Source organism: Streptomyces sp. NPDC058274, assembly GCF_042881375.1.
GTDB lineage: Bacteria > Actinomycetota > Actinomycetes > Streptomycetales > Streptomycetaceae > Streptomyces.
Genome location: NZ_JBHVXW010000013.1, coordinates 167,280 through 187,190, shown reverse-complemented (window position 1 = coordinate 187,190; position 19,911 = coordinate 167,280). Strand labels below are relative to the sequence as shown.

Sequence of the window (19,911 nt, the reverse complement as noted above, 5' to 3'; positions counted from 1 at the left end):
CCGGGCGCCGATTACCCATGCGGCCGTCCCTTCGGCAGGATGGGCGCCATGATCGAGATCCGCACACCCCGTCTCATCCTCCGCCGCTGGAACGACGACGACCTCGTGCCCATGGCGGACATCAACGCGGACTCCCAGGTCATGCGCTGGATCGACGACGGCTCGGTGCGCGACCTGGAGTACACGGCTGACGCCATCGAGCAGTGGGAAGAGGAGTGGGACGAGGAGGGCTTCGGGCTCTTCGCCGTCGAACTGCTGGCCTCGGGCGAACTGGTCGGCTTCACGGGTCTGTCCGTACCCGAGTTCCTGCCGGAGGTGATGCCGGCCGTCGCCATCAGCTGGCGGCTCGGTTCACAGTTCTGGGGTCAGGGCTACGCGTCCGAAGCCGCCCACGCCACCCTGGAGTTCGCGCTCCAGGACCGTGGTCTGGACCGCGTCATCTGCATCAACCGGATGGGCAACGACGCTTCCGAGAACGTCATCCGCAAGCTCGGCATGGAGCCGGAGCTCGAGACGGAGCACCCGGTGTACGGCTACCCGCTGCACGTGTACGCCATCGACCTGACCGAGTTCGAGGCCTGAGCACCGGGGACGTACCGACGACGGACGACCGTTGGCGGCTCCTGTCCCGTGACGCCGGGTGCACCGCCTGTGAGGCAGCCGTGGCCCTCGCCCCGGCGGATTAAGAAGCTCAGCTGCTCGACGCGTTCGTTTTCTTCTGTTGGACCGCACGACCGGTCCGCGCAACCCTGGTAGAGCACGGCAGAACCGCTCTTCTAGGAGTTGTACGAGCATGAAAAGGATCTCTCTGGGTTCGACCGGTCTGAGCGTCTCCCGCATCGCGTTCGGTACCTGGCAGCTGAGCGGGCAATGGGGGACGTTCGACGAGGACCGGGCCATCAGCGCCATCCGGGAGGCTCGCGAACTCGACATCAACTTCTTCGACACCGCCCAGGCCTACGGGTTCGGCGCTTCCGAGCGGATGCTCGGCAAGGCCCTGCGCAAGGAGATCACCGCGGACAGGGACAGCGTGGTGATCGCCACCAAGGGCGGTGTCCTCCCGGAGGGCGGTCGTGACGCGTCCGCCGGCTATTTGCGCCAGGGCGTGGAGCAGAGCCTGCGCAGCCTCGGCGTCGAGACCATCGATCTCTACCAGGTGCACTGGCCGGACCCCGAGGTGCCCGCCGCGGAGACGGCCGGGGCGCTGCAGGAGCTGGTCGACGAAGGCAAGATCCGTTTCGCCGGGGTGTCCAACTACGACGTCCAGCAGATGGCCGAGTTCGCGGCGGTCCGCCCGGTGGACACCCTGCAGCCTCCCTACCACCTCTTCCGCCGTGGCATCGAGGCAGAAGTCCTGCCTTACACGATCGAGCACGGCATCGGGGTCCTGGCCTACAGCCCCCTCGCCAGCGGTCTGCTCACCGGCCGTTTCGACGAGAACACGACGTTCGAGGAGAGCGACTGGCGCAGCCAGTCCAGCGCGTTCACCGGCGACACCCTGAAGCGCAATCTCGCGGTCGTACGCCGGCTCGCGGACTTCGCCGAGGGGCGCGGGCTGACCGTCAGCCAGCTGGCGATCGCCTGGGTACTCGCCCGGCCGGGCGTGGACGTGGCCATCGTCGGTGCGCGCAGCAGCGCCAACATCAGGGCCAGCGCGGCGGCCGCCGACGTCGAGTTCAGCCCCGAGGATCTCTCCCGCATCGACGACCTGGCGGCCGACGCGGTGTCCGTCGAGGGCGCGACCCCCGAGGGGGTGACGTGAGCCCGGTGCCTCGACGGGCCTCGTCCACCCTTGCCGGCCTGGTTCCCGGGGATCCGGCCGCCCCCGGACGGCCGGACCGGCAGGCCGGTTCCCGGGAGGCGGCGAGCGGGCCGACGGGCCATCAGCACCAGCTCGTTCACCGGCCTACGGGCATCGGCAACCGGCCAAGAGGAGAAGTGGCCGGCGTACCGACACATGCATGCAGCCAACGGGGGCAGGCGTCCGTCACCCTGCTTTCTATTTAAGGCGACCCTGTGACTACTTCCGTGAACGACCAGGAAGCATCCGTCCGACTCGGCACGGGATCGCCGGAGCACACGGCCGACCTGCCCTGGGTCGAGGACGGTGGCAAGGTCGCTCCGAAGGACGCACGGGCCCTTTCGAAGCTGTTCCTGGACCGGTTGCAGGTCCTGGAGGAGGGCACGCGCGAGTACCAGTACGCCCGGAACACACTGATCGAGATGAATCTGTCCCTGGTCCGGTTCGCCGCCCGGCGCTTCCGCAACCGGGGCAGCGGTGACATGGAGGACGTCATCCAGGTCGGCACGGTCGGGCTGATCAAGGCCATCGACCGGTTCGACCTGTCCCGCGAGGTCGAGTTCACCTCCTTCGCGATCCCTTACATCGTCGGCGAGATCAAGCGCTTCTTCCGCGACACCACCTGGGCCGTGCACGTTCCGCGCCGCCTGCAGGAACTGCGGGTCGCCCTCGCCAAGAGCAGGGAGACACTCGCCACCCGCCTCGACCGCGAGCCCACGGTCAAGGAACTCGCCGTGCACCTGGAGCTGACCGAGGACGAGATCATCGAGGGCCTGGTGGCGGCCAACGGATACGTCGCCGGTTCCATCGACACCGCGGCCGGTGACGAGCAGTCCGGTGACAGCGGGCCGAAGTACGCCGACGTCCTGGGCGATGTCGACCCCGCCATGGACCTGTTCGAGGATCTGCACGCGCTCGGTCCGCTGCTCCAGGAGCTCGACGACCGGGAGCGGACCATCATCGAAATGCGCTTCGGGCAGGAGATGACCCAGGCGGAGATAGGCAGTCGGCTGAATCTGTCGCAGATGCACATCTCCCGCCTGCTCAGCCGCACGCTCACCAAGCTCCGTGCCGGGCTCCTCGCCGTGTGAGACGCCATCCGGTTCCAGCTCCGGCTCCGGCTCCGTAGACGGTGCGCAGGTTCAAGTCCGCAGCTTCAAGAAGGAGAAGACAGACAGTGAGCGAAGCCGAGGGCCAGATCCGACAGTCGGCCGATCCGGTGGTGACGGAGCCGGTGCCGGACCTCCAGCTGCAGATGCTGGTGCGCCTGGTGGAGCAGGAACCGGAGGCCCGGCTCCCGGTGACGCTGATCATCGCGGGCGGGCTGCTCTCCGGGGATCTGATCGCACACGAGGCGTGGAAGTCCGACTGGGCGCGCAGCCTCCGTGACGCGGACGGCCCCGGAGCGAAGCTGCTGGAGCGCTTTCCGGAGCAGGTGGACCAGGTGGTCGCCGAGAAGCAGGGGCACATCGCTCAGCGGCTGCCGCAGTGGATCCACCTGAGTGACGCCGTCACCGTCACCGGCGCGGGCAAGCAGGTCCTGATGCCGCTGTGGCGGGGCCGGCTCACGGATGTCTCGGGCTGGTCCCTGGGCAAGCCGGAGTAGTCCGCCGCTGTCGGTCTTCGGCAAGTACGAGCGGTACGCCGCCCGGCCCCCGGAAGCCGGGTGCCTACGGCCGGGTCGCGCCCGCCGCGTCAGGCCCGGGGCAGCCAGACCGGCGCACCGCTGCCACGCGGGACCAGAATCGTCCGGAAGCGGCCAGGGGTCGCGGACATGACGACCTGGTCCGTGACTCCGGTGTAGAAGCCGCAGGGGGTCTGGGCGGAGAACTGGTCGGGGTCGAGGTAGGCGTGCTCGGAGTCGGGGCCGCCCGTGCCGGCGACCTCGTGGGCGTAGTCACGGTCGAACAGCCCGAGGCTGAGGATCCACGCGGACACCCGGGTGAGGCTGAGGCTGACCTTGTAGCTGCCGCCCTCGGTGGCGCGCAGGAGAAGGGCGCGGATGATCCCCGTGGTGGCCAGCCAGGAGAGAACGTAGTCGTTGACCACGCCGATGGGCGGCAGCGCCGGGCGTCCGTCCGTTCCCTCGCGGAGCATGACTCCGCTGACGCAGCCGGCGGTCTGGTCGAATCCGACACGGTCCGCCCAGGGGCCGCTGTCGCCGTGCAGGCTGACGGTGGCGTAGACGAGTCCGGGACGTACGGCGGCGGCTTCCTCGGGTGACAGCCCGATCTTCTCCAGGAAGCCTGGCCTGCGGTTGGCGAAGAAGACGTCGGCGTCACGCAGCAGACCGCGGACGCGGCTCTGGCCTTCGGGCGCGTAGGGGTCGACGGTGGCGGAGCGGGATCCGACGTTGGCGGTGTAGTAGGTGACGTCGTTCTCCCACTCGGTGGGCCGCCACAGGTTCAGCACGTCGGCGCCGTGATAGGCGAGGTCACGGCCGATGCCGGCGCCCGCGATCACATGGCCCATGCCCAACGCCCGCAGCCCTTCGAGGGGTTGGGAGACACCCGCCGGCAGGGGCTCGGGCTCGCTGTCGCCGATCTTCTCGATCTTGATCAGCGGTTCGTGGGCGAGGTGGTCCCGGTACTGCGGTTCGGCGAGGAACTCCTCGGTGGTGCGCACCATCGGCATCACGACCCCGGCCTCGGTACCGGCCTGTTCCAGGTCGGCCGCGTCCCAGGTACGGATGGCGTCCGCGGCGGCGGCTTCGTCGGGGGTGGTCTTCAGCAGCCGGAGCGTGGCGTCCTTGATCTTCGGATACAGGTTGAGCGGCATCACCCAACGGCCGTCGCGCGTCTCGTAGAACCGCAGGCTGAAGGGGTTGTCGGGGTCGTGCGGGCGGCCCGGGCTGAACCCGTTGAGCTTCTCCCACTTCCTGTCGTAGAAGGGGCACAGGCGGTGCGGGGCCTTGCGCAGGTCCATGGTGACGTCCTGGCCTTCGCCTCCCCGGTGGCGCCAAAGGGCCGCGAGCGCGACGGACTTGGCGGTCATGCCCAGCGCCGGTACGGCTCCCAGCCGGATGACGGAGGGGACGATCGGGTCCGCCCCCAGGAAGGTGATCCGCCCGCCGCTGTCCTCGGGGCGCATGCCGATCTCGGCCAGGACGTCGTGCAGGGCGTGGTGGATGTCGAAGTCGTCGTCGCCGGTGAGCGGATGGGCCACGGCCTGGGAGATCTTTTCGGTCAGCGAGTTCATGGTGGGACCTTCGCCGGAGGAGTACGGGTGGGTGGGGAGCAATCGCCGAGCCGCGCGCCGGACAAGGGGCGCACGTCACGGGGCTATCCCCGCTGGGCGCCGGGTGTCTCGGCGAGGGCTCGCATCAGGGCGACCTGCCTGCGGTCGCGCTCGGCGGCCAGCTGGTCGATGCCGGCTCCGAAGTCACGTGCCTGTTCGTTCAGGGTGCTCACGGTGGCGTCGTCGAACGCGACGTGTTCCTGGGCCATTTGATCCCAGCGCTTCTCCATGCCGGGCCCCAGATGTGTGACGAAGTGCGGCAGGCCACCTTCGCCGCCACCGAGGTGAAACGTCTGGAACGGCCCGGCGACCGCCCAGCGCAGGCCGATGGAGGAGGTGACGATGTCATCCAGTTCCTGCTCCGTGACGACTCCCTCGGCGACCAGGTGGACGCACTCGCGGAAGAGTGCCGACTGGAGCCGGTTGGCGACGAACCCGGGAACCTCCTTGCGGAGCACCTGGGGACTCTTGCCCAGCGCGGTGTAGAAGGCACGGGCGCGCTCGACGGTCTCCTCGCTCGTCCGCTCACCGGGCACGATCTCGACGAGCGGCACCAGGTGCGGCGGGTTGAACGGGTGGCCCACGACCAGGCGTTCCGGGCTGTTCAGCGCGCTGGCGATGTCGGTGGCCGGGATGCCGGAGGTCGAGGTGGCGAACAGGGCGGCGTCCGGGGCGTTCTCCTCGATCGTCCGCCACATCTGATGCTTGACCTCCAGCCGCTCGGGGCCGTTCTCCTGCACCAGGTCGGCCTCGCGCACGGCGGCGGCGAGGTCCGGCTCGAAGCGCAGGCGCTCGGTGAGGTCCGCTGTCGGCAGCCCCAGGCCCTCGAGCACCGGCACCGTGCCGTCGATCAGCTCGCGCACCTGCGTGTCGACACCGGGTTGCGGGTCGCTGACGGTGACTTCGAGTCCGTGGGCGAGGAAGAGCGCGGCCCAGGAGGCGCCGATCACGCCTGCGCCGACGACCGTGACACGACGGATTCCGGCGGCGTGGGTGGGTTCGGTCATGGGGGTGGTCCTCTCCGAGAATGCGAACGGTCTTGCTGATGCGGCGGCTCGGGCGAGCCGCCGGACGCGAACTGGGCGACGCGAACCGCGGGTCGGATCAAGCGAGGTAGTCGTGCACGAGTTCCGTGCGGCCCAGCGTGAGGTCGGCCACGATGTGGCTCGCCGAGACCACCTCGCGTACGGGCAGGTCGGACAGCGGGGCGAGCGCGTGGGCGAAGAGTTCCAGTCGGGCCGGCCCGCTCCAGGCGCCCTTGATGGTCACGTCGGAGATCTGGGCGCGGGTCAGTTCGCAGATACGGGGCTTTCCGTCGTACCCCGGCAGCTTCTTGAGCATGAAGGTGGGCACGGTGACCTCGGCGCGGGCCTGTGCGGGGTCCAGAGCCCGGTGCTTGTAGCCCATGGTGGCGGTGGCGACGCGCAGGGTGCCGTAGTCGAGGGTGCCGACCAGGGTGTCGGAGTCGACGTAGAGCCGTGGCGCGCCCAGCTTCTTGGGGAAGGCGCTGATCTCGCGGCCGCTGGCGATGGCCGGGTGGCTGTCGACGTACATGGCGAGGCTGTACTCGCCCCGCTCGCCTTCGTGCTCGACGGCCACGACCTGGCCGGACTCGGTGTAGTCACCCAGTCCTGTCACATCGGGCATGCGCATGACCTCGAAACGCACCAGCGGTTCGGGGACCCGCAGTGGTTCGAGTACGACGGCGGCGAGCGCCTCGGGGTCCGTGCGGTAGGTGATGTTCAGGTATTCGCGACCGGTGAAGCGGTACGGGCCCGCGGGGTACGCGGGGGCGTTGAGAGGAGTGGTCAGCGACTTGACGACGTCTTCAGCACGCATCGGGCTCGCCCTTCTTTCTCGTGAGCCGCGGGAGCTTTCCCGGGTGCCGGGCCTTGTCCCGAGCTGCCGGGGTGCCCTCCCGAGCCACGACCATGAAAGAATCCAGAAAGTTGTCAAATACAACTTGTTGCTATGTACAACGATACGGCGGTCCGCCACATTCCCGCAAACCCATGCCGCCCACCCACCGGATCACACCTTCCTATGCACTGCGTGACGAATCCCGTCCGGCTCGCGCGCAGCCGGACCGGCAGGCCGGGCCATGGGGCAGCGCGCCCCAACCGTCATAAAGTGGGAGAATTCGACTATCCCGGAGATGCGCAGCCAGCGCCCTTCCACCGACAGGCAGGTCAGCCCATGCCGAAGAAACCACGTCCGTCCGAGCCCTCGCACGGAGAGGGCCCGAGCCGCCACCAGGGCACTGGGCAGCACGGCTGGTCGCCCGATGTGGACGAGACGCGCCAGCAGGACAACCCGAGCGCGCACCGCTCCTTCCATCCGGGCGAACACGCCGAAGACAGGGGCCCGGGCCGGACGAAGTCCAAGGAGGAGACCGAGCCCGTACCGGGCGACACGAGCAAGAGCACCGGTGCGCGCGGCGAGGAGTACGCCGACAACGACGAGAAGGGCATGCGGGACACCGGTCGCAGGGGCCGCTCGCAGCGCCCCAGCGGGACCAAGGACGCCTCCGCGACCACAGGTGTGGACCCGCAGGACCCGCCCTCCGGGCGCCGGGCGGGCTAGGCCGACCGGCGACCAAGCCTGCCGAGCGCCGGCCCGGCCCACTACCCCTCTCGCCGGCCGCAGCGACACTCAGCAGATCCGCGGCAGTTGCTCCCCGATCGGCAGATCGACCACGCGTGTACCGCCCAGCCCGGTGCGGGCCACCACCATGCCCGGGTGCGCGTCGACGGCCTCGCCGATGATCACGGAGTCCCGTCCCAGCGGATGGGCCCGCATCGCCTCCAAAACGGCGTCGGCATGTTCGCGCGGCACGAAGGCCACCAACTTGCCCTCGTTGGCGACGTACATGGGGTCCAGGCCCAGAATCGCGCAGGCGTTGGCCACGGGCGGCGGGACGGGCAGATCGCGTTCACGGATGACCACACCGGCGCCGGAGGCCGATGCGATCTCGTTCAGAGCCGCCGCCAGCCCACCGCGCGTGGGATCACGCAGCACGTGCAGATCCCGGGTGACGGCCAGCATGGCGTCGACCAGGCCACCGAGCGCCGCGCAGTCGCTCTCGATCTCCACCCCGAATTCCAGGCCTTCGCGGACGCTCATGATCGCCACACCGTGTACGCCGATCGCGCCGCTGACGATCACGACATCGCCGGGGACCACCCGCTGCGCACGCAGGTCGACGCCCGCCGGGATGAGCCCGATGCCCGCCGTGTTGATGTAGACCCCGTCGCCGTGACCGGACTCCACCACCTTGGTGTCGCCGGTGGCGACCTCGACGCCCGCCGCACGCGCCGCCGTTCCCAGCGCCTCGGCGACCCGGGCGACCACCTCCAGTTCGACGCCCTCCTCCAGGATGAAGCCGCAGGAGAGGTAGGCGGCCCGCGCCCCGCTCATGGCGAGGTCGTTGACCGTGCCGTTGACGGCGAGGTCCCCGATGCTGCCGCCGGGGAAGAACAGCGGCCGCACCACGAACGAGTCGGTGGAGAACGCCAGCCGGACCCCGCCGAGCGTCAGCGCGGCGGCGTCGCCGAGCTGGGCGAGCACCTCTCCCCCGAAGGCGGGCGCGAAGACGTGTTCGACCAGTTCGGCGGAGAGCGCGCCGCCACCGCCGTGGCCCATCACGATGCGGGGCCGGTCGCGCAGCGGAGCCGGACACGTCCAGGCCTCGGGGTCCAGCGCGGGCACGCGGAGATCGGTGATGTCAGACAACGGGGCTCGCCTCCCGGGCCACGGGCGTGATCTCAAGACGCCGGTAGAGGTAGTACGCGGCGCAGGCGCCCTCGCTGGAGACCATGGTGGCGCCGAGCGGGGTGCGGGGGGTGCAGAGGGTGCCGAAGGCCTCGCACTCGTGCGGCTTGAGCATCCCCTGGAGGACCTCACCGCTGCGGCACTCGGCCGGCTCCAGCGTCTGGATGCCTTCGACCGAGAAGCGGTGCTCGGCGTCGAAGTCGCGGTACTTGCGCGACAGTCGCCAGCCGCTGTCCGGGATCACACCGATACCGCGCCAGGCACGGTCGGTGACCTCGAAGACGTCCTCCAGCATGGCCTGGGCGGCCGGGTTGCCCTCCGGCCTGACGGCCCGGGCGTAGGCGTTGTCGACGGTGTGCTCGCCGCGTTCCAGCTGATGGACGGTCCGCCGCACCCCTTCGAGGATGTCGAGCGGCTCGAACCCGGTCACCACGATCGGGACCTTGAACCGCTCGGCCAGCTCGGGGTACTCCCCCACGCCCATCACGCTGCAGACGTGCCCGGCGGCGAGGAAGCCCTGGACCCGGCAGTTCGGCGCACTCATGATCGCCTCGATCGCGGGGGGCACCCGGACGTGGGACACCAGCAGGCTGAAGTTCGGGATGCCGAGCTTGCGGGCCTGATAGACCGTCATCGCGTTGGGCGGCGCCGTCGTCTCGAACCCGATGCCGAAGAACACCACCTCGCGGTCCGGGTTCTGCTGCGCGACCCGCAGGGCGTCGAGCGGCGAGTAGACGACGCGTACGTCACCCCCTTCGCTGCGTACCTGGAACAGGTCCCGGCCGGTGCCGGGGACGCGGAGCATGTCACCGAACGAGCAGAAGATGACGTCCGGCCGGGAGGCGATCTCCAGCGCCTTGTCGATGACTTCGAGCGGTGTCACGCAGACGGGACAGCCCGGACCGTGGATCAATTCGACCTGATCGGGGAGGAGTTGGTCGATGCCGTGGCGGATGATGGTGTGTGTCTGTCCTCCGCAGACCTCCATCAGGGCCCACGGCCTGGTCACGGTGGCGTGGATGTCGTCGAGGAGCCGCCGGGCCAGTTCCGGGTCCTGGAATTCGTCCATGTACTTCACTTCCGCGCCTCCTCGATGACGTCCTCGTCCGGGAACGGGGTGGTTTCGCCTGCTTGCGCGGCCAGTTCCCAGGGGTCGCCGAACTCCTCCTGCAACATGCCGAGCTGGGCGAAGAGGTCGAGTGTCTGCTTCGCCGACTCCTCGTCCAGACGTTGCAGGGCGAACCCCACATGGACGATGGCGTACTCGCCGACCTGGAGGTCGGGCAGGTACTCCAGGCACACCTCCTTGACCACTCCGCCGAAATCGACGGTGGCCATCCGGGTGCCGTCCCGTTCCTCGATGTCCAGCACTCTGCCGGGTACCGCCAGGCACATGTGCCTCTCCTCGCTGTGGTTCGTGCGTAGCCCGGGGCTGCCGGGACAGTTCCTCGGTTCGTTCACTCCGGTCCGGTCTCCGCACGGGCGCCGACCACGAGCTGGCCGAGGGCGAGGCCGCCGTCGTTGGGCGGGACCAGATGGTGGCGCAGCACGGTGAACCCGTCCGCGCGCAGCGCCGCGGCGCAGGCCGAGGAGAGCAGGGTGTTGGCGAACACGCCCCCGGTCAGGGCGACCGTGTCCAGCCCGTGCCGGGTCCGCGCCCGTACGCACATCCCGTGCACCAGGCCGGTGACCGCGCGGTGGAAGCGGGCGGCGATCAGCGCCGGGTCGGTGCCCGCCCGCAGATCAGCGACGATCGCCGCGAGGACGGGCGCCGGGTCGGCCCGTACCGGGTCATCCGAGTCAGGCGCCGCCGTCCGCAGGCCGAACGCGTACGAGGTGGTGTCCTCGGCGGGCGCGTGCAGCGCCGCGTTCTCCAGCTCGACGGCCGCCTGCGCCTCGTAGTCGGCCCGGTGACAGACACCCGCGAGCGAGGACACGGCGTCGAAGAGCCGGCCCATGCTGGAGGTGGGGACGCAGTTCAGGTCCCGCTCCAACTGCCGTGCCAGCACCCGCCGTTCGTCGGCCGGACAGGCGGTCGCGCAGGGCAGGTCGTCCGACCAGGCGATCCCCGCCGCGCGCAGCTGCGCCAGGGCCATCCGGTACGGCCGGCGCACCGCGGCGTCGCCGCCGGGCAGCGGGACGTAGGCGAGGTGCCCGAACCGGACGAAGCCCTCGTAGTCCGCGAGCAGGATCTCCCCGCCCCACACCGCGCCGTCGTCGCCGTGCCCCGTCCCGTCGAAGGCGACCCCGATCACCGGTCGGCCGCCGTCCAGCCCGTGTTCGGCCATCGCGGCGGCCACATGGGCGTGATGGTGCTGGACGCGTACGACGGTCCGTCCCGACGCGTTCCGCCCGGCCCACTGGGCGGAGCGATAGCCCGGGTGCCGGTCGGCCACCAGCATCCGGGGCCGTACGCCCGTGAGGGACTCCAGCTGTGTCTCGGCGCGCTCGAAGGCGCGCTGGGTGCCGAGGTCGTCCATGTCGCCGATGTGCGCGGACAGCCAGGCCCGCCGCCCCTCCCCGAGGCAGAACACGTTCTTGAGGTCTCCGCCGACGGCGAGGGCCGGGCGCACGGTCACCGGGAGGGGCAGCGGCAACGGCGCGTACCCGCGGGCGCGGCGGACCATCAGCGGCTCCCCGTCGCACACGCGCAGCACGGAGTCGTCGCACGGGACATGGATCGGCCGGTCGTGCGTGAGCCACGCGTCGGCCAGCGGCGCCAGCCGCTCCAACGCCTCCTCGTCGTCGGTGACGATCGGCTCACCGGCCACGTTGCCGCTGGTCATGACCAGCATCCGGGGTCCGTCGGCGTCACCGGGCAGACCGAGCAGCAGATGGTGCAGGGGCGTGTACGGCAACATCACGCCCAGGTCGGGGCTATGGGGCGCGACGGCCTCGGCGGGCCCGGGCGATCCCGTCGCGGGCGCCAGGTCCCTGCGCCGGCGCAGCAGCACGATGGGCCGGGTCCCGCCCTCCAGCAGAGCACGCTCCTCAGGCCCCATCCGGACGAGGTCCTCGAGGTCGGCCGCGCTCCTGACCATGACGGCGAACGGCTTGTCCCCCCTGGCCTTGCGGCGGCGCAGCAGGGCGACCGCCGCGGGATCGGTGGCGTCGCAGGCCAGGTGATAGCCGCCCAGCCCCTTGACCGCGAGGATCGCACCCCGTGCCAGGAGAGCGCGGGCGCCTGCGATCGGGTCCCCCGCCCCGGCACTCCGCGGGGGTTCGCCGGGCGACGACTGCGCGACGAGCAGACGCAGTCGCGGGCCGCACGCGGGGCAGGCGACCGGCTGTGCGTGGAAGCGGCGGTCGGCGGGATCCGTGTACTCCCGGGCGCAGTCGGGACACATCGCGAAACCCGCCATGGTCGTGTGCGCCCGGTCGTACGGCACTCCGGTGACGATCGTGAACCGCGGGCCGCAGTGCGTGCAGTTGATGAAGGGGTGACGGTGCCGTCGGTCGGACGGATCGGCCAGTTCGCCGAGACAGTCGCCGCACGTGGCCATGTCCGGGGAGACCAGCGTGCGCGCCGGTCCGTCCGTCCGGGAGGCGATGATCGTGAACGCACTGCCGCCCGTGGCGGGCAACTCCCGGTGGTCGACGGACTCCACGCGGGCCAGCGGCGGGGCGTGCGTCGCGATCCGGTCGCAGAACTGGGTGACGGCCCAGGCGGCGCCCTCGACTTCGGCGACGACACCCTCCGGGGTGTTGGTCACGTGACCGGACAGGGCCAGCTCGGTGGCGAGGCTGTAGAGGTACGGCCGGAAGCCGACGCCCTGTACGACGCCCCGGACGGTGACCCGGCGGCGCCGCGGCGTGTCACCGGCGACGACGGTCGAAGGCGTACTGCTCACGAGCGGGTCTGGGCCATCGCGCCGGTGCCGTCCGGGTGGGTGTGCGGAGGGCCGTCGTCATGGTCGTCGTGCGGGTGACCGTGAGCGTGTGGGTGACCGTGTGCGTGACCGAGGCCGTCGTGCTGACGGGCCATGACGGGTGCGTGGACGGGCGCTCCGTCCGCGGCCGCGATCGCCCTGTCGAGCAGCGCGCCGATCCCCCGCTCCTTGCGTGCCGAGGTGAGGACCACCTCGACTCCGGGGTTGACCTGCGCCACGTTCGCGCGAAACGCGGCCTCGTCGAATTCGACGGCCTCGGCGATGTCGGTCTTGGTGACCACGACCAGGTGGGCGAGGCCGAAGGCCGTCGGGTACTTCAGCGGCTTGTCCTCCCCCTCGGTCACGGAGGCGAGGACGACTCGCAGCGTCTCCCCGAGGTCGTAGGAGGCCGGGCAGACGAGATTGCCCACGTTCTCGACGAACAGCAGCCGGGTGTCGTCGGGCAGCCACCCGTCGAGGTGACCGCCGAGCATGTCCGCCTCCAGGTGGCACAGCCCGTCGGTGAGCACCTGCTTGACCGGCACGCCCGAACGGGCCAGCCGTGCCGCGTCGTTCTCGGTGGCGAGGTCGGCGGTCAGCGCCGCGACAGGAACCGACCGCTCCCGTGCGAGCAGCAGTTCGCGTTCCAGCAGCGCGGTCTTGCCGCTGCCGGGGCTGGACAGCAGATTGACCACGGCGGTGCCGCGGGCCGCGAGCCCGGCGCGCAGCGTGTGCGCGGTCGCGTCGTTCTTGGCGAGTACGGCCTGACGCAGGTCAACCACACGGCACATGGTTCAGCGCTCCTCGGAGATCGGTTCGCGGGCTGGAGCGTGCGTCCGGCCGTCCTCCCAGTGCACGCTGAGGATCTGCAGTTCCCGGCCCGAGAGCAGGTCGGTACTCGCGCCGCCGCACTCGGGGCAGCTCAGAAGGGGTGGCATGCCGACGGCCCATTCGAACGCGCAGGGGGCGCAGCGGGCCCGCCCCTGCACCGTCTCGGTGACCAGGCCGGCGCCCTCCAGGAGGGTTCCGGCGCAGGCGAGTTCGAAGCAGAAGGTGAGGGAGTCGGCCACGACGCCGGCCAGTTCGCCCACCTGGAGCCGTACCGACCGCACGGCCGTCACGTCCCCGGCCCGCTGCGCGGCCTCCTCTACCTGGCCGATCACCGCCAGCGCGATGGACATCTCGTGCATCGGTCTCTGTCCTCCCAGGGGGCCGGCCCGCGCCGACCGCCACCGCGGCCGGTTCCGGCCGCCCGGCCCGCACGGGAAGGCGTGGACCGGCGGCCTTCATTAGAGGCGAGGGGGCCTGCTTCGAAGGCCAGGCACGCCGCCGGCCGCCGGTGGCGTACGCCGTTCGACCCAACGCCCCGGCGGGTGCCCCGCCTCACATCCTGCGCATCCGCAGATAGCGCCTGAGGTCAGGAAGCACCTGCCGGACAAGGGCAGCCGCGGCGGCCAGGGCCGCGCCACCGATGATGGTCTTCTTCATCCCGTCTCTCCTCACTTCGCGGCCTCGCCGGCCGTGGCCCGCGACGCCGGCTCACCGTCCGGCAACAGCTCTTCGATCAGCCGAACGGCCCGGGGTACGGCGTCGGCCACCGGCGGACTGAGACCGATGCCCTCGTCGACCGAGGCCGGTTCACATCCGACGATCAGGATCCGCCGCGGCGGCTGTCCGCCGGTCCCGGCGCACAGCGTGTCCAGCAGCGCCAGAACCGTGTCGGGCGTCATCCGATGGCCGTCGAGCGCACTGGCGGCCGGCGGTCCTCCGTCGAGCGGGCTGTCGTGCTCGATGACGTAGAGCGTGCCGGGGGCCTCGCCGCGGGCGGTGGCGTCCACGAGGATCAGCGTGTCGTAGCCGTCCAGGAGCTGGTAGGCGAGGTGCACACCGCGTACGCCGATGTCCTCGACCTCGATGTGTCCGGGCAGCTGACGCTCGGTGAGCCTGCGCACGGTCTCGACGCCGAAGCCGTCGTCGCCGAGGAAGATGTTCCCGATACCGGCGACGAGGGTCCTCGGGCCTGTCCGGTGGAGAGCGTTCATGCCTCGTCCTCCAGGGGCGTGATCTCGTCCGGCTGGAAGTAGAGGAACCGGCCCTGTTCTCGGCGGATGTCGGCGCCGGGGTCGCCCTCGACCGTGACCGCCAGATGCACCCCGCCGTCCACGTCGTGCAGGACCGCCTCGACCTTGGCGCTGCGCCCCTGGAGGAACAGGTCCTGCGCGTCCGTCCGCCGCAGACCGGGTCGCAGCAGCACCCGGCTGCCCGCGCCGAGCGACCGGCCGTCCACGACGACCCGGTCCTGAGCCGGGTCGAAACCGGCGTCGCTCGCGGGGTCCCACCAGGGGGTGTCCGGCCGCTGCACCCCGTACTCGTCGGGGAAGCCCTCGGCCACGGGAGCGGCGGCGGCCGGGCCCGGGCCGGTCATCTCGCGCAGACTCCGCACCGCCCCGTGCAGCCGCTCCAGCACCTCTGCGGGCATGGAGTCCGCGAGGTCGATGACGGCGGCCGCCCGCTCGTCGGTGCCCCGGGCCTCGCGCTTCTCCTCGTCGGTGAGGGCCGCGGTGCGCAGGGCGAGGATCTCGTCGATCTCGGTGGCGTCGTAGAGCGCCCCGGGGCTCTCCGGCGCGATCGCCGGGTGGTCCTCCAGGATGATCGGCGAGGACAGCACCAGGTCGGCGCGGCCCGGTTCACCGGCGAGGACGGGCCAGGTGTGCAGATTGCGGCAGGCTGCGATCGCGCCCTTCGCCCACTCCGGGGGATCCGTCATCGACAGGAACGACCCGGCGCTGAGCGCCATGAGGAGATGCGCGGCGACCAGGGACCGCGGCAGCGCGGCGTCCCGGTCGGCACCGCCACCGTCCTCGGGTGTCCAGGCGGTGGTGTTCTCGACCACGGCGGTCAGCCGCAGGGCCCGGTAGGGGCCGTCGAGTTCGCGCGCGGACAGCCGTACGACACCGCTGATCTCCTCGGACCGCCGGACCAGCCGGCCGACGGGACGGCCCGTCGCGTCCAGGACCGGCTCGGTCTCCTCCCGGGCGGGTCGTCCGAAGGGGAACGTGACACCGTCCCCGAGGAGTTCGTCCACCGCGGCGACCAACTCGACGCGCTCCTCGCCGCCTTCGTCCCAGGGCACCAGGACCCGGTCCTCCAGGCGGAGTTCGGGCACCGCGTCGAAGCCGCCGTCCGGCCGCGCCCGCTGCACGGTGCGCCGCCGGGCGTGCAGGAACCGCAGCTCGACCGACAAGGTCGCCCCGGCCTTCGGTTCCATCAGGCATTCGGTGTGCTGGAAGTCGTGTTCCTCGCTGTCCGCGCCCCAGTCGGGCGGGACGAGCACCCCGAACTGCCAGCGCAACCGGTTCTTGGCCGCCGAGGCCCGGTACGGGTAGAGCACGTAGCCCTCGAAGAGAACGGCGTCGGCCACCTGCCGGGCCAGGGCGAACCTGGCCTCCGTCTCCGGGGCGAACGTGGTCACGCTCACGGATCCGTCCTTCCGGTGGTGAGGGTGAGATACGGATCGGCGCGGGGGGCCTCCACGGGGGCTGTCTCCTCATCGAGGAGAGCCCGAACAGTGGCCTCCCAGGAGGGCAGTGCCCGCCGGGAGCGGTAGGCGAGCAGGGCGTCCATGGTGTCGCGGGGCAGCCGGATCCAGCCGCACCCGGGGAAGTGCTGCTCGACCATCTCCCGCCAGGCGCTGACCGGCATCCGGAAGGTGGCCTCCCGGTCCCACGGGACCGGCTCCACCCGGAAGCCGCCCGCTCCGGTGAACGCCGTGCCGGAGAACAGCATCAGCAGCGGCACCTCGCCGCCGTCGAGCGCGGCCAGATAGCGGGTCGCGGCGATGTCCATGTCGTACGTGCAGGGCACGACGAGGTCGGTCTCGGTCTCGCCCGTGAAGCTGGGGACCATCAGCGGGACCTGGGCGAACTGCACCGGCTGGAGGGTGCTGCCCCAGCGCGACCGCTCGCCGAAGAGATCCGCCAGCCCGTCGGCCTCGGCGGGCTCGTAGCCGCGGCGGGCGGGTTCGATGCGGATCTGGCAGCGCAGCGCGAGCGCGTGCACCCGGGCGCCGTCGGCCGCGGTGACGCGCAGCCGGAACACGAGGGTCGGTCCGGCGGCGAACCGGTCGGCGCGAACGCCCGTGCACGCGAAGGAGAACTCCGTCACGACACGCCCGCCTCGGGCACGGGCCGCGCGCGTCGCACCACGTCGTCGAAGAACGCGTCCAGGGCGGCGCGCGCTTCGGCTCCGCCGTCGAAGCCCGTCCACAACAGGCGCATCCGGCCCACCAGTTCGTAGCAGATGTCGATCGGTACGAGGTAGCACTCGCAGCGCCCCTCGCTGCGGCGCAGCAGCAGCGCCTCGACGTCGGCTTCGAGCAGCTCGGCGAGCCGGCTGCCGCCGAGGGCCTCGTCCCAGGTGGCCGGTTCGAGTTCGCTCTCGGTGGCTCCGGCGGGGCTCGGGTACAGGGCCACCAGCCGGTCGAGCGCGGCGTTGCGGAAGAAGAAGGCGACGCCGACGGGGATCTGGAGCGACTCCCAGGCACGGTCGTCGAGGCGGTGGGCGGGGTCGGTGAGGTAGCGGGAGGGCACCGTCCGGAAGCGGCCCGCGGCGGCGCCGGGCTGCTCCATGAGCAGGGCGCAGGAGACACAGGCGCAGACGAGCGCGCGCTTCTCGATGTCGACCAGGTGGCGGTGGTCCTCCTGGGCCACCGCCACCGCGCACAGCTCGCACCGCTCGGGCTGGGGCGGGCGCTCCGTCAGGAACCTGCGCAGGCCGGAGGGGCGCTCGGAGCCGGGCGCCCGGACAGCTGCCGGGAAGGCACTCATGGGGTCCGCGCCGCGGTCGGGCCGACGGTGGCGCCGGACTGCGGGCCCGTGCCGATCTGCAGCAGCGGTGCCTGCTTGGGCGCGGCCTGTACGTCGACGGCCTTGACCTCCGGCGCGAAGCAGGCGAGCGCGTCCTCGACGGCCTGCTGGGAGGCCGTACCGGTGGCGGCACATCCGCATCCCTCACCCGCCGACCGCAGCCGCAGGGTCCCCGTGTGCTCGTCGAAGTCGACGAGTTCGAGGGCGTGGTCGCGGACGGCGTCGAGGGCCCGGGCGATGCGGGTGTCGCGGTCCTCGGGGTGGAGGTCGTGCAGGACGAGCAGGCTCGCGACCAGTTCGTCGCCGAGCAGCGACGACAGGGGCTCGCCAGGGGCCCGCCGGCCGCCGGGACCGGACAGCAGCTGAAGGATGCGGGCCAGTCCGGAGCCGTAGAAGTCCATCAGCGAGCGGACGAGTTCCTCGGCCGCCGCGGCGGCCGCCGGGTCCGCGTGGGTGGCGAGCCGGTCCAGGACGTCCTCGATACGGCGGCCGGTCTGCTCCGCGTTCACCGGGTGTGTCGGCGCGCTCATCCGCCCAGTCCGCTCAGGCCGGTGGGTACGTGCATCTTCTGCACGGTCTTGCCGCCGCCGACGTACATGTGCACACCGCAGGGCAGACAGGGGTCGAAGCTGCGCACGGCACGCATGATGTCGATGCCCTTGAAGTTCTCCGGCGTGTTCTCCTCGAAGATCGGCGTGTTCTGCACGGCGTCCTCGTACGGGCCGGGCGTGCCGAAGGTGTCCCGGGTGCTGGCGTTCCAGGGGGTGGGCGGGTACGGGTGGTAGTTGGCGATCTTGCCGTCGCGGATCACCATGTGGTGCGACAGGACACCGCGGACCGCCTCGGTGAATCCGACGCCGATGCTCTCGTCCGGCACCTCGAACTTCTCCCAGGTCTGGGTGCGTCCGGCGCGGACCTCCTCCAGCCCCTTCTCCGCGAAGTGCAGCGCGATGGCGGCGGTGTAGGCCTGGAAGTAGGTGCGCGCACGGTTGCGTTCCAGCGCGTTGCTCCACTTCGGGATCTTCCACTCGAAGCTGGTCTCGGGCCTGGTCATCGTGCGGGGCAGGTTGATGACGACGCTGTGCCCGGTGGCCTTCACATAGCCGGTGTCGACGAGTCCGGACAGGGCGGTGGACCAGAGCCGCGCGATGGGGCCGCCGCCGGTGTCGAGCGCGAGGTGGTCCTTGCCGTCGAACCAGCGCGGCGACATGACCCAGCTGTACTTGTCGTCGAAGTTCCGCTTCTGCGGGGCGGGGATGGTGTGCTGGTTCCAGGGGTGGCGCGGGTCGACCGGATTGCCGAGCGGGTCGTGCGTGACGAACTGCTCCTGGCCCTGCCAGTCGTCGTAGTACGAGCTGCCCAGCAGGATGCGGATACCCAGGTTGATCTCGGTGAGGTCGTTGGTGACGAGCTTGCCGTCGACGACGATGCCGGGGGTGACGAACATGCGCCGGCCCCAGTCCGTCATGTTCGCGTAGGTGAAGTCGCAGTACTCGGGGTCGTTGAGCGCGCCCCAGCAGCCGAGCAGGACGCGGCGCCGGCCCACCTCTTCGTACCCGGGCAGGGCCTCGTAGAAGAAGTCGAACAGGTCGTCGTGCAGGGGCACGACGCGCTTCATGAACTCCACGTACCGCATCAGCCGGCTGAGGTAGTCCGTGAAGAGCTGCACGGAGGCGATCGTGCCGACGCCGCCCGGGTAGAGCGTGGAGGGGTGCACATGGCGCCCTTCCATGAGGCAGAACATCTCCCGGGTGTACCGGCTCACCTGGAGGGCCTCGCGGTAGAACTCGCCCTCGATGGGGTTCAGCGACCGCATGATGTCGGCGATGGTGCGGTAGCCGTGCTCACCGGCGTGCGGGGCCTCGGTGCGCTCGGCCAGTTCGAGGACCCCGGGGTTGGTCTCCTTGACCATCTTTTCGCAGTAGTCGACCCCTACCAGGTTCTCCTGGAAGATGTTGTGGTCGAACATGTACTCCGCCGACTCGCCCAGGTTGATGATCCACTCACCCAGGTGCGGGGGCTTCACGCCGTAGGCCATGTTCTGCGCGTACACGGAACAGGTGGCGTGGTTGTCCCCGCAGATGCCGCAGATGCGGCTGGTGATGAAATGGGCGTCGCGGGGGTCCTTGCCGCGCATGAAGACGCTGTAGCCGCGGAAGACCGACGAGGTGCTGTAGCACTCGGCGACCCGCTTCTGCTTGAAGTCGATCTTGGTGTGGATACCCAGGCTGCCCACGATCCGCGTGATCGGGTCCCAGGCCATCTCCACCAGGCCACTGCCGTCGCCGGCCGCCTTCGTCGTCGGTGCCATCGTGTGTGCCGTGCCCTTCGTTGCGCGGGAGGTGTGCGGGGTCGGTCGGGTCGCCGA

General features: G+C 70.8%; 21 protein-coding genes. 5 read left to right on the top strand and 16 right to left on the bottom strand.

All coding sequences use genetic code 11. The features are described from left to right. The first annotated feature begins 48 nt into the window (after positions 1–48). The 4 genes from ACFVYF_RS24745 (at position 49) to ACFVYF_RS24730 (ending at position 3,407) form a co-directional block, all read left to right on the top strand. Positions 49–582: a GNAT family N-acetyltransferase gene (locus tag ACFVYF_RS24745; protein ID WP_389458639.1), complete on the top strand. Its 534-nt coding sequence runs from the start codon at positions 49–51 to the stop codon at positions 580–582. Between the two features lie 211 nt (positions 583–793). Next, positions 794–1,762 (top strand): aldo/keto reductase, encoded by a 969-nt coding sequence (locus ACFVYF_RS24740; protein WP_389458638.1) that lies wholly within the window; start codon positions 794–796, stop codon positions 1,760–1,762. Between the two features lie 254 nt (positions 1,763–2,016). After that, positions 2,017–2,892 carry a SigB/SigF/SigG family RNA polymerase sigma factor gene (locus tag ACFVYF_RS24735; protein WP_389458636.1) on the top strand — a complete coding sequence of 292 codons (876 nt, stop codon included), beginning with the start codon at positions 2,017–2,019 and terminating at the stop codon, positions 2,890–2,892. Positions 2,893–3,056: 164 nt separating this feature from the next. Further along, the gene (locus tag ACFVYF_RS24730) at positions 3,057–3,407 is read left to right on the top strand and encodes a hypothetical protein (RefSeq protein WP_389458696.1); all 351 of its coding nucleotides are present in this window, start codon (positions 3,057–3,059) and stop codon (positions 3,405–3,407) included. Positions 3,408–3,496: 89 nt separating this feature from the next. Here the strand turns inward: ACFVYF_RS24730 and ACFVYF_RS24725 are convergent, their stop codons facing one another. The 3 genes from ACFVYF_RS24725 to ACFVYF_RS24715 form a co-directional block, all read right to left on the bottom strand. Then, positions 3,497–4,999: a CoA transferase gene (locus ACFVYF_RS24725; protein ID WP_389458634.1), complete on the bottom strand. Its 1,503-nt coding sequence runs from the start codon at positions 4,997–4,999 to the stop codon at positions 3,497–3,499. An 83-nt stretch (positions 5,000–5,082) separates the two neighbouring features. Further along, entirely contained in the window at positions 5,083–6,045 is a 963-nt protein-coding gene (locus ACFVYF_RS24720) for a 3-hydroxyacyl-CoA dehydrogenase NAD-binding domain-containing protein (RefSeq protein WP_389458632.1), read from the bottom strand. A gap of 97 nt (positions 6,046–6,142) precedes the next feature. Then, entirely contained in the window at positions 6,143–6,877 is a 735-nt protein-coding gene (locus ACFVYF_RS24715) for an acetoacetate decarboxylase (protein ID WP_389458630.1), read from the bottom strand. Between the two features lie 357 nt (positions 6,878–7,234). Between ACFVYF_RS24715 and ACFVYF_RS24710 the strand changes: the two genes are divergently transcribed. Beyond that, positions 7,235–7,621 carry a hypothetical protein gene (locus ACFVYF_RS24710; protein ID WP_389458629.1) on the top strand — a complete coding sequence of 129 codons (387 nt, stop codon included), beginning with the start codon at positions 7,235–7,237 and terminating at the stop codon, positions 7,619–7,621. 69 nt (positions 7,622–7,690) lie between these two features. On the opposite strand, the gene hypE is transcribed toward ACFVYF_RS24710, so the two are convergent. The 13 genes from hypE to ACFVYF_RS24645 form a co-directional block, all read right to left on the bottom strand. After that, a complete protein-coding gene (gene hypE, locus ACFVYF_RS24705) occupies positions 7,691–8,770 on the bottom strand; it encodes a hydrogenase expression/formation protein HypE (RefSeq protein ID WP_389458627.1) in 1,080 nt (359 codons plus the stop codon). Next, positions 8,763–9,887: a hydrogenase formation protein HypD gene (gene hypD / locus ACFVYF_RS24700; protein ID WP_389458626.1), complete on the bottom strand. Its 1,125-nt coding sequence runs from the start codon at positions 9,885–9,887 to the stop codon at positions 8,763–8,765. The genes hypE and hypD overlap by 8 nt, the downstream gene beginning before the upstream one ends. Then, positions 9,884–10,204: a HypC/HybG/HupF family hydrogenase formation chaperone gene (locus ACFVYF_RS24695; protein WP_389458624.1), complete on the bottom strand. Its 321-nt coding sequence runs from the start codon at positions 10,202–10,204 to the stop codon at positions 9,884–9,886. Before ACFVYF_RS24695 ends, hypD begins: the two co-directional genes overlap by 4 nt. Before the next feature lie 62 nt (positions 10,205–10,266). After that, entirely contained in the window at positions 10,267–12,660 is a 2,394-nt protein-coding gene (gene hypF, locus ACFVYF_RS24690) for a carbamoyltransferase HypF (protein ID WP_389458622.1), read from the bottom strand. Continuing rightward, positions 12,657–13,469 carry a hydrogenase nickel incorporation protein HypB gene (hypB, locus tag ACFVYF_RS24685; protein WP_389458620.1) on the bottom strand — a complete coding sequence of 271 codons (813 nt, stop codon included), beginning with the start codon at positions 13,467–13,469 and terminating at the stop codon, positions 12,657–12,659. The genes hypF and hypB overlap by 4 nt, the downstream gene beginning before the upstream one ends. Positions 13,470–13,472: 3 nt before the next feature. Continuing rightward, entirely contained in the window at positions 13,473–13,868 is a 396-nt protein-coding gene (locus ACFVYF_RS24680; RefSeq protein ID WP_389458618.1) for a hydrogenase maturation nickel metallochaperone HypA, read from the bottom strand. Between the two features lie 193 nt (positions 13,869–14,061). Further along, the gene (locus ACFVYF_RS24675; protein ID WP_389458616.1) at positions 14,062–14,166 is read right to left on the bottom strand and encodes a DUF6893 family small protein; all 105 of its coding nucleotides are present in this window, start codon (positions 14,164–14,166) and stop codon (positions 14,062–14,064) included. An 11-nt stretch (positions 14,167–14,177) separates the two neighbouring features. Beyond that, positions 14,178–14,720 (bottom strand): hydrogenase maturation protease, encoded by a 543-nt coding sequence (locus ACFVYF_RS24670; RefSeq protein WP_389458614.1) that lies wholly within the window; start codon positions 14,718–14,720, stop codon positions 14,178–14,180. Next, positions 14,717–16,156: a hypothetical protein gene (locus ACFVYF_RS24665; protein WP_389458612.1), complete on the bottom strand. Its 1,440-nt coding sequence runs from the start codon at positions 16,154–16,156 to the stop codon at positions 14,717–14,719. The genes ACFVYF_RS24670 and ACFVYF_RS24665 overlap by 4 nt, the downstream gene beginning before the upstream one ends. After that, positions 16,153–16,842, bottom strand: coding sequence for a DUF6084 family protein (locus ACFVYF_RS24660; RefSeq protein WP_389458611.1), 690 nt, complete (start codon positions 16,840–16,842; stop codon positions 16,153–16,155). The genes ACFVYF_RS24665 and ACFVYF_RS24660 overlap by 4 nt, the downstream gene beginning before the upstream one ends. After that, positions 16,839–17,504: a DUF5947 family protein gene (locus tag ACFVYF_RS24655; RefSeq protein WP_389458609.1), complete on the bottom strand. Its 666-nt coding sequence runs from the start codon at positions 17,502–17,504 to the stop codon at positions 16,839–16,841. The genes ACFVYF_RS24660 and ACFVYF_RS24655 overlap by 4 nt, the downstream gene beginning before the upstream one ends. Further along, the gene (locus ACFVYF_RS24650; protein ID WP_389458607.1) at positions 17,501–18,073 is read right to left on the bottom strand and encodes a hypothetical protein; all 573 of its coding nucleotides are present in this window, start codon (positions 18,071–18,073) and stop codon (positions 17,501–17,503) included. Before ACFVYF_RS24650 ends, ACFVYF_RS24655 begins: the two co-directional genes overlap by 4 nt. Next, the gene (locus ACFVYF_RS24645; protein ID WP_383273213.1) at positions 18,070–19,854 is read right to left on the bottom strand and encodes a nickel-dependent hydrogenase large subunit; all 1,785 of its coding nucleotides are present in this window, start codon (positions 19,852–19,854) and stop codon (positions 18,070–18,072) included. The genes ACFVYF_RS24650 and ACFVYF_RS24645 overlap by 4 nt, the downstream gene beginning before the upstream one ends. Positions 19,855–19,911 lie beyond the last annotated feature (57 nt).